This is a genomic window from Nonomuraea diastatica (genome assembly GCF_004349015.1).
Classification (GTDB): Bacteria; Actinomycetota; Actinomycetes; order Streptosporangiales; family Streptosporangiaceae; genus Nonomuraea; species Nonomuraea diastatica.
The window spans coordinates 23451-32110 of the sequence record NZ_SMKP01000120.1 but is presented as its reverse complement, the minus strand read 5'-3'; the positions used below and the strand labels follow the sequence as shown (position 1 = coordinate 32110).

9 protein-coding genes are annotated in these 8660 nt (G+C 73.4%); 6 read left to right on the top strand and 3 right to left on the bottom strand.

Going from position 1 to position 8660, the window contains the following annotated elements; all coding sequences use genetic code 11:
• The 3 genes from E1294_RS33740 to E1294_RS33730 all read right to left on the bottom strand — a co-directional run.
• The coding region (locus tag E1294_RS33740; RefSeq protein ID WP_132515024.1) for a four-carbon acid sugar kinase family protein at positions 1–862 on the bottom strand (862 nt) is incomplete at its 3' end.
• Positions 863–869: 7 nt separating this feature from the next.
• Entirely contained in the window at positions 870–2228 is a 1359-nt protein-coding gene (locus E1294_RS33735; protein WP_132515023.1) for a RuBisCO large subunit C-terminal-like domain-containing protein, read from the bottom strand.
• Positions 2225–3016, bottom strand: a complete 792-nt coding sequence (locus tag E1294_RS33730) for an aspartate/glutamate racemase family protein (RefSeq protein ID WP_220448078.1) — start codon at positions 3014–3016, stop codon at positions 2225–2227. Before E1294_RS33730 ends, E1294_RS33735 begins: the two co-directional genes overlap by 4 nt.
• A gap of 139 nt (positions 3017–3155) precedes the next feature.
• Between E1294_RS33730 and E1294_RS33725 the strand changes: the two genes are divergently transcribed.
• The 6 genes from E1294_RS33725 to E1294_RS33700 are packed head-to-tail and all read left to right on the top strand — an operon-like array spanning position 3156 to position 8654.
• A complete protein-coding gene (locus E1294_RS33725) occupies positions 3156–3872 on the top strand; it encodes a FadR/GntR family transcriptional regulator (protein ID WP_132515022.1) in 717 nt (238 codons plus the stop codon).
• A 43-nt stretch (positions 3873–3915) separates the two neighbouring features.
• Positions 3916–4680 (top strand): enoyl-CoA hydratase/isomerase family protein, encoded by a 765-nt coding sequence (locus E1294_RS33720; RefSeq protein WP_165977612.1) that lies wholly within the window; start codon positions 3916–3918, stop codon positions 4678–4680.
• Positions 4680–5870, top strand: a complete 1191-nt coding sequence (locus E1294_RS33715; protein WP_132515021.1) for a CaiB/BaiF CoA transferase family protein — start codon at positions 4680–4682, stop codon at positions 5868–5870. The genes E1294_RS33720 and E1294_RS33715 overlap by 1 nt, the downstream gene beginning before the upstream one ends.
• The gene (locus E1294_RS33710) at positions 5858–6913 is read left to right on the top strand and encodes a type 2 periplasmic-binding domain-containing protein (RefSeq protein WP_132515020.1); all 1056 of its coding nucleotides are present in this window, start codon (positions 5858–5860) and stop codon (positions 6911–6913) included. The genes E1294_RS33715 and E1294_RS33710 overlap by 13 nt, the downstream gene beginning before the upstream one ends.
• Positions 6910–7611 carry an SDR family NAD(P)-dependent oxidoreductase gene (locus E1294_RS33705; RefSeq protein ID WP_220448077.1) on the top strand — a complete coding sequence of 234 codons (702 nt, stop codon included), beginning with the start codon at positions 6910–6912 and terminating at the stop codon, positions 7609–7611. The genes E1294_RS33710 and E1294_RS33705 overlap by 4 nt, the downstream gene beginning before the upstream one ends.
• A complete protein-coding gene (locus E1294_RS33700) occupies positions 7608–8654 on the top strand; it encodes an aldose 1-epimerase family protein (protein WP_132515018.1) in 1047 nt (348 codons plus the stop codon). Before E1294_RS33705 ends, E1294_RS33700 begins: the two co-directional genes overlap by 4 nt.
• The last annotated feature ends 6 nt before the right edge of the window (positions 8655–8660 follow it).

The window sequence follows — 8660 nt, the reverse complement described above, 5'->3', positions numbered from 1 at the left end:
CCCCACGAGCCTCCCGCCCGTCCACCGTCACCGCGCCCCGGCCACCGTGAAGCCCCTGCACGTCCGTCGTCAGCGCGCCGCCCGCCCCGCGCGCCTCCCGGTCCTCCGTCGTCAGCGCGCCGGGGGCCTGCTGTCCGGTGGTGGTCGGTGCACCGGCGGCGGTGAGGGCTGAGGCGAGGGCGCGGCTGAGGCCGCCGGAGCCGACGCAGCACATCGGGGTACGGGTGGCGGCGTCGGCGACCAGCAGCCGGCCGAGCGCCCTGACGTGTTCGTCCGTCATCGCGTCCGCGACGAACGCCGCGTCCCCGGCCCTCGCCCGGTACGCCTCCTCCGACGGCGACGCGGGCAGCCACCCGGTCCGTCCCGCGCCCTGCTCGGCCAGGCGTACCCGCAGGTCGGCCTCCATCGCGGGGGTGACCGGGTGGTCGCGCGCCGGCGGATACCGGTCGAGCCGGTGGACATGGTCGCCCGCGCGTACGAAATGGTTGGCGAACCACGTGTAGCGGCCCAGTTCGGGCTGTGCGGCCAGCACCGGCACGGGACCCCGCGCCAGGCCCGCACGGTGCAGGGCCGCGACGACGGCCCCGATGCTCCCGTGCTCCGGGGACGAGTCGAAGGTCGAGCAGACCTTGTACTGGATGACCAGCGGCCGCAGCTCTGCCAGGGCCGTGAACGCGGGCAGCACCACGGAGGCGGGGTCGGCCGACGCCCGAGCCGTGGTGGCGATGCCGATGACGTCGTCCCGGTCGTGCAGGTGCGCCACGTCGGTGACGAGGGACCCGGTCAGCCCGAGCCGCCTGAACTGCCACAACGCGTCGGTCGCGCCCGTGAAGTCGTCGGCTGCGAAGGCGATGCGCGTCACCGGGGCCTCATCTCCGCACCACCCCGCCGAAGTGTTCCAGCGCCCTGGCCAGTTCCGGCTCGTGCACCTCGGTCAGCGGCACGCCCGCCACCGCCGCCACCCACGCCTGCCGCATGCTGGTGATCCCGGCCGCGGGGCCGTCCGGGTGGCCGAGCACGCCGCCTCCCGCCAGGACGAGCAGGTCGCTGGTGCCGGTGCGGTCCAGCGTGACCTGCGCGGTGCCGGCCCACTGGGCGGACGACAACACGGGCAGGCACGGGAAGCCGCCGAGCAGCGGTTCGCGCACCGCCGCCACCGTCCGCTGCACGTCGTCGTCGGTGACGTAGAACTTGCTGTGGAACCCGCCGCAGTGCAGGTGATCGACCCCGGCCAGGCGGGCCAGCTTCTGGTAGGCGACGTGCGCGATGCCGATGCCTGGGTGGCGGAACAGGGCTCCGGTGCCGGTGACGTGCCCGTGGATCGGCACGCGGGAGTGCCGGCGCAACATCGCGACCGCGGGGAGGCCCACGACGTTCAGGTTGACCATGACACAGGTTCCCCCGGCCGCCACGACGAGGTCATGGTTGGCGAGCATCCGGTCGGGTTCGTCGCTGATGTTGAACGCGTACATCGGCCGCCGCCCGGTCCGCCGTTCGACCTCGTCGAGCGCACCCGTGACCGCACGCACCCGCTGCGGCAGCGGCGCGGGCGGGCAGTCGCCGTTCACCTCGTCGTCCTTGATGAAGTCGGCCCCGGACAACCCGAGTTCGAGCACCAGGTCCACGTAGTCGGAAGGGCGCAACCCGACGTTGGGCTTGACGATGGTGCCGATCAGCACCCCGGATGGACGCCCCGCCAGCCGCCGCGTGCCCTCCACCGCGAACCGGGCGGGCAGGTACGCCTCCCCGAAGGCCGCGGGCAGGTCGAGGTCGACCAGCTTCAGCCCGGCCAGCTCGCGCAGCTCGAACAGGTTGCCCGCGACCACGGGGAGCAGGTTCGTGAGCGACGGCCCGGTGTTGGCCAGCGGGAACCCGATCCGCACCAGGCCCGCCGTGAGCGGCCCGTCGCCCGCCGCGCCCGGCAGGGCCTCGGCCACCGGCGCGGGGATCTCGGTCATGCCGAGCACCACCGCGCCGTGCCGGGCGCGCAGTTCGTCGGTCTCCCCCGCGACGCTGACGAACGTGCCGGTGCTCTGCTCGCCCGCGATCGCGCTCACCGCCTGGTCGAGCGGCAGGCGGGTGAGCACGTGGTACGTGGCGACGACCAGCTCACGCCCCGCCCCGGGTGCGGCGGTCCGCTCGTGCCCCGCACCCGGCGTACCGGTCCGCCCGTGCTCCGCGCCGGGCGTGGTGGCCGGCCGGCGCCCTGATCCTGGGGAGGCGGTCATCGGCGGGCCCGATCGCCGAGGATCTCCCCGGCCAGGTGTTCCATGGCGAGCGGTGGGCTGGCCAGGATCGGCGTCGTCGCCGGCACCGCACCGGCGACGCGGGCCATTGACGCCTGGGCCAGCACGACCACGTCGACGTTCCCGCTGAGCTCGCGCAGGGCCTGCGCCACGCGCGCGTCGTGGGTGGCGGCGTCGCCGGTCATCAGCGCCTCGAACGCGCCCTCGCACACCCTGGCGGTCAGCTCGATCTCCTTGCCGGCCGCGGCGGCGCGCCGGCGTACCAGGTCGGCGGTGGGTTCGAGGGTGGTGTTCAGGGTGGCGAGCACGCCGATCCTGCGGCCGAGCGCGACGGCGCGGTCGGCCATCGGGCGGTCCACCCGCGTCACCGGCACACCGGTCAGCGGTTCGGCGGCCTCGACGGCGGCGCCGATGGAGGAGCAGGTCACCAGGATGTGATCGGCCCCCGCGGCCTCGGCGGAGCCGACGTGACCGGCGACGCGACGCGCGGTCTGGGGGGTGAGGCGGCCCGCGGCGATGGTGTTCTTGATCAGGCTGTCGTCGACGATGTTGAAGGTGCCGACGCCGGGCAAGTGCTCGGCGCACAGCTTGGCGAACACGTCGACCAGCGTCGCCGAGGTGTGGATCAGTCCCAGCCTCATTGGTGTCTCCATCCGGGGGTCGGTGAGCTGTCGTTCGAGGTCGCGGCGGCGGTGCCCGCGCAGAGGTCGCGGACCGGGCCGGTGCAGGGGGTCGGACACGGGATTGACGGCGGTGGCGGTGGCGGTCATCTCGGGCGTCTGGCCGGGCCACTCCCAGGCAACGTACTACCGAGATCGTGGATTGTTAAGAGCCTTCATCCGATGAAATGCCAACTTCATCCGATGAAGGTCTAGGAAAAGGCCCGCGCTCGGGGTACCTTGCGGAACCGTGGCAACAGATCCCCAGCCGGATGCGGCCCGGCACGTCCAGGTCGTCCAGGCGCTCGGCGCCCAGATCGTCGGCGGCGCGCTGGCCCCCGGCACGTCCATCCCCATCGAGGAGGAGCTGGTCGGCGAGCTCGGCGTGGGCCGGTCCGCCGTCCGGGAGGGCGTGAAGGTGCTGGCCGGCAAGGGCCTGCTGGAGACCAGGAGGAGTGCGGGCACCATCGTGCGCCCCCGCGGGTCCTGGAACCTGCTCGACGCCGACGTCCTGAGCTGGCGGTTCGTGCCCGAGCCGCGGCCGGGCGACATCCGGGTGCTGGCCGACCTGCGGGTCGCGCTGGAACCCGGGGCGGCGCGGGTGGCGGCCGAGCGGGCGGACGCGGTGGCCGTCCGGCGCATCGACGAGGCACTGGCCGCGCTCTACGCCACCGCCGACGACCCCGAGCCGTTCATCGAGGCCGACCTGGCCTTCCACAAGGCGGTGTTCGCCGCGGCGGACAACGACCTGCTGCTCTACATCTACGACATGATCAGCATCGCCCTGCGGTCCGTGCGCCAGGTGCACACCCGCTCGGTCACCCACAACAAGGAGACGCTGCCCGGTCACGAGCGGGTGGCCGTGGCGATCAGGCGCCACCACCACCGCAAGGCCGAGGAGGCGATGCGCGAGGTGGTCGAGGTCGCCCGCGCCGACGCCGAGCAACACGTCCGGCTCTGCTGCTGAAGACCCGCCGAATAGCCGAAGAACTTCCGAAATGAGCGAATAAGTGCACGTTCACCTCGACGTCGACGGCCCCGTGGCCGTCGTCACTCTGAACAGACCCGCCAAGCTCAACGCCATCACCCCCGACATGGCCGCCGCGCTCCGCGCCGGCCTGGACCGGGTCGACTCCGACCCGGCCGTACGGGTGGCCGTGCTCACGGGCGCGGGCGAGCGCTCGTTCTGCGTCGGCAGCGACATCGGCGAGCTCGACGACTACGCGACGCCGTGGGAGTTCCGCAACCGCGGCGACTACGGCGACGCCGTACGCGCCCTGCGCAAGCCGATCATCGCGGCCGTCAACGGCTACGCCTACGGCGGCGGCCTGGAACTGGCCATGGCCTGCGACATCAGGCTGGCCGCCGACACCGCGACGTTCGCCGCCCCCGAGATCAAACTGGGCTGGATCGGCGGCAGCGGCCAGTCGGCGCTGCTCGCCCACGCCGTCGGCCCGAGCAACGCGGCCACCATGCTGCTCACCGGCGACCCGATCGACGCCGCCCGCGCCCTGAAGTGGGGCCTGGTCACCGAGCTCCACCCGAGGGAGGAGCTGCTGCCGGCCGCGCTGGAACTGGCCGGCCGGATCGCGGCCAGGCCGCCGATCGCCGCGCAGACGGCCAAGGCCAACGTCAGGGCGGCCTACTCGATGCCGCTGGAGCAGGCCATCCAGTACGAGCGTGACCTGCAGACCGTCTGCTTCGCCACCGCCGACGCGGCCGAGGGCAGGGCCGCCTTCGCCGAGCGGCGCGAGCCCGTGTTCGAGGGGCGCTGATGGGCGTTCTCGACGGTTACCGCGTGGTCGACCTGTCCATCGCGATGGCGGGGCCGCTGGCCGCCATGCGGCTGGGCGACCTGGGCGCCGACGTGGTCAAGGTGGAGCCGGTGACCGGCGAGTGGCAGCGGCACGCCCCGGCGGGCGGGGCGACGGGCAACCGGGTGAACGCGTCGTTCCTGTCGCTCAACCGCAACAAGCGCAGCCTGGCTGTGAACCTCAAGTCGGACGAGGGCCGGGCCATCGTGCACAAGCTGGCCGCGACGGCCGACGTGTTCCTGCAGAACTACCGTCCCGGCGTGGCCGAGCGGCTCGGCATGGACCACGCCACGATCAGCGGGCTCAACCCCCGCATCGTGTACGTCTCCATGTCCGGCTACGGCGAAAGCGGGCCGTACAAGTCGCGGCCTGGCCAGGACCTGCTGCTGCAGGCCATGAGCGGCGCCATGCTGAGCACCGGCCGCGAGGGAGACCCGCCGGCCCCCGCGGGCACGTACGCCGTCGACGCCATCACCGCCTACAGCGCCTTCGAGGGCGCGCTCGCAGCGCTGCTGCACCGCGAGCGCACCGGAGAGGGTCAGCGGGTGAGCGTCAACATGCTGGACGCGGCCGTCGCCGTGCAGATGCAGGAACTGTCGATCTTCACGGTCGGCGGGGTGCCGCAGCGCCGCGGGAGCGAGCCGCACGGCCACACTTACATCCGCGCCCCCTACGGCGTGTTCGCCACCAAGGACGGTCATCTCGCGCTCGGCATGCCCCGGCTCGACACGCTGGCCGTCGCCCTCGGCCTGCCCGAGCTCGCGGGCATGGACGGCGACGCCGACGGCCACACCAGGCGAGACGAGATCACCGCGATCGTGGCCCGCCGCCTGCCCGACCGTACGACCGCCGAGTGGCTGGAGATCTGCGCCCGCCACGACCTGTGGGCCGGCCCGGTGTACGGCTACGCCGACCTGGTGGCCGACCCGCAGGTCAGGCACAACGGCTCGTTCGTCACCTACGACCACCGCACCGAGGGCACGGTGACCACGCCCGGCTTCCCCTACGGCCTCAGCGCCACCCCTCCGGAGGTGCGCAGGGGCGCGCCGCTGGTGGGCGAGCACACCAGGGAGCTGCTCGACGAGCTCGGATACCCGCCGGAGCGCACGGCCGAGCTGGTGGCGGAGGGCGTGCTGGCATGCGAGGACTGACCTGGGACCATCCGAGGGGGTACGCCCCGCTCGACGAGCTGACCCGGCTCGACCTGGCCGGCTCGAACCCGTACGGCGGCGTGCCCGAGCCGATCGTGTGGGACCGGCAGCCGCTTGAGGGGTTCGAGTCGGAGCCGATCGCGCGGCTCTGCGAGACGTACGACGTGCTCGTCATCGACCATCCGGGGCTGGGCGCGGCGGTGGACGCGCTGGTGCCGATGGAGGAGTTGTTCGAGCCGGACGAGCTGGCGGGCCTGCGGGCCGGCTCGGCGGGCCGTTGCTTCGACAGCTACCACCTGGACGGGCGCCAGTGGGCGCTGCCGCTCGACGCGGCCACCCAGGTGGCGGCGGCCAGGCCGGGCGTGAAGGTGCCGACGGAGTGGACGGAGATGGCGGAGTTCGCCCGGGGCACGCGGATGGCGTTGTGCCTGGGCGGGCCGCACGCGTTCCTCATGTTCTGCGCGCTCTGCTCGGGCGACTTCCTGGACGAGGAGGCCGGGGTCAGGGCGCTGGAGCTGATGGCGGAGCTGCTGGCGGCCGCGGACCCCGGGCTGTCGCTGCGCAACCCGATCGGCGTGCTCGACGCGATGGCGGCGGGTGAGACCGACTGCTGCCCCTTGCTGTACGGCTACGCCGCCTACCCCCTGTCCTTCTCCGACGCCCCCGCCTGGCCGGACCGGCCGCCGGGCAGCGTGCTCGGCGGCACCGGGCTGGCCGTCTCCAGGCGGCGCGTCGGCACGATCCGCGAGGCGGTCCGCGCCCACCTGCGCCGCCTGCTGTCGGAGCCGGTGCAGGCGGGGCTGTTCCCCGCCACCGGCGGGCAGCCCGCGGCCCGCGCCGCGTGGGAGACCGCCGGGGAGGGCAACGATTTCTACCGCGACACCCGGGCCACGTTGGAGGCCGCCTGGATCAGGCCACGCTTCCCCGGCTACATCGCCCTGCAGGAGAGGTCGTCCGCGCTGATCCGCGACGGGCTGCTCGCCCGTGTCCCGGCCCGCGACCTGCTCAAGGAGCTGCACCACAACGAATGGAGGAACCCATGACCACGGCGCTCGTCACAGGCGCCGCCGGGGCGCTCGGCCGCGCGATCGTCCGCCGGCTGGCCGCCGACGGCCACCGGGTGGCGGCACTCGACGTCGACGCCAAGCCCCTCGAAGGCAGCCTCAACCTGGAGACCGACCTGCGTGACCCGGCCGCCGTCGAGGCCGCGTTCGCCGAGACGGAGGCGCGGCTGGGGCCGGTCGGCATCCTCGTCAACAACGCGGCCGTCTACCCGGCCCGGCCCTTCCTGGAGGTGCCGCTGGCCGAGTACGACGACGTGCACGCGGTCAACCAGCGCGCCTACTGGCTGGCGGCCCAGCTCGCGGCCCGGCAGATGAGCGACCGGGGCGGCGCGATCGTCAACATCGCCTCCATCACCATGCACGGCGGCTGGTCCGACCTGGCCGCCTACGTCGCCACCAAGGGCGCCGCCGCCTCGCTCACCAGGGCGCTGGCCCGCGAGCTCGGCCCGAAGGAGATCCGGGTCAACTGTGTCTCGCCCGGCGCGTTCCCGACGGCGGCGGAGAGGATCCATCCGGATCCGGAGGCGTACGACCGGATGGTGCTGGAGCGGCAGGCGCTCCAGCGGCGCGGCAAGCCGGAGGAGCTGGCGGCCGTGGTGTCGTTCCTGACCGGCCCGGACGCCTCCTTCGTCACGGGCCAGACCATCGAAGTCAACGGAGGGTGGGTGATGGCATGACGCCGGACCGCAGGCGGCTGGCCGAGCTGACGGGCGATCTGAGCGCGGCCGGCGGGGTCCGGCTGGTGACGCTCGGGGACGGGGCCGAGCGCGGCATCAGGACGCTGGAGTTCAGGACGGGCTCAGGTCTGGCGTTCGACGTGCTGGTGGACAGGTGCATGGACATCGGGCACGCCGAGCACGGCGGGCGCGCCTTCGGCTGGCGCTCCCCCACCGGCTTCCGCCATCCGGGGCTGCACGAGAACGCCGACGAGGACGGGCTGTCCTGGTTGCGCTCGTTCTCCGGCCTCGTCGTCACGGCCGGGCTCGACCACACGCTGTTCGGCGGCGACGTGCCCGCGGAAACCTACCGCTACCCGCCCCGCACGTCGGTGCGGCACGGCCTGCACGGGCGCGCGGGCAACCTGCCCGCCCGGCTGACCGGCTACGGCGAGCGCTGGGATGGCGAGCGCTGCGTGTTGTGGGCCGAGGGTGAGGTGCGCCAGGCCGCGGTCTTCGCCGAGAACCTGCGACTGGTGCGGCGGATCGAGGCCGACCTTGGGGGCGAGGAGATCAGGCTGGTGGACACCGTCACCAACGCGGGGTTCGAGCCGACGCCGCACATGTACCTCTACCACATCAACCTGGGCTGGCCGCTGCTCGACGAGGGCGCCAGGTTCGAGGCGGCCATCCGCGAGACGCTCTGGCAGAGCGACAGCGTGGCCGAGCAGCAGGCCGGCCACATCGTCTTCGCCGGGCCGGTGCCGGGGTTCGTGGAGCAGGTGTACGAGCACGCGCTCGTCCCGGGCGACGACGGGCTGCACCGGGTGGCCGTGGTCAACGACCGGCTCGGGATGAAGGTGTCCGTGGAGTGGCCGGCGGAGGAGTTCCCGTACTTCTTCGAGTGGCTGAACCTGCGCTCCGGCAACTACGCGGTCGGGCTGGAGCCGTCCACCCACCATGTCGCCGGCGACGCGGCGGCCAGGGAGGACGGCAGCATGATCTGGCTCGGCCCGCAGGAGTCGCGGGCGTACCACACCACGTTCCGTGTCGAGGCGGCCTGAGGCCGG